Source organism: Photobacterium sp. R1 (assembly GCF_054600795.1).
In genome coordinates this window covers 1-241 of sequence record NZ_BAAHZP010000900.1, presented here as the reverse complement: position 1 = coordinate 241, position 241 = coordinate 1, and the positions used below count along the sequence as shown (strand labels likewise).

Sequence of the window (241 nt, the reverse complement as noted above, 5' to 3'; positions counted from 1 at the left end):
ATCTGTACTTCAACCGGGAAAAATCGACCAGGGACGCAACACATGCCATCAAATCAGGTTCAAAGCCATACGATCAATGAATCGGGAAATCAGTGGGATAAACTGAGCATCCTGCTATTTTCAATCGCTATTATCCTGCTCTTCTGGGGGATTGGCTGGCGGGCACCCTGGCCAGCTGATGAGCCACGTTTTGCCGAAGTTGCCCGGGAAATGGTCGCAACCGGCCAGTGGTTTTTTCCGA

General features: G+C 51.0%; 1 protein-coding gene. It reads left to right on the top strand.

The features are described from left to right. Positions 1-42 precede the first annotated feature (42 nt). Positions 43-241, top strand: a 199-nt coding sequence (locus ACYP03_RS27665) for an ArnT family glycosyltransferase (RefSeq protein ID WP_459782891.1), incomplete at its 3' end; no start/stop codon positions are given.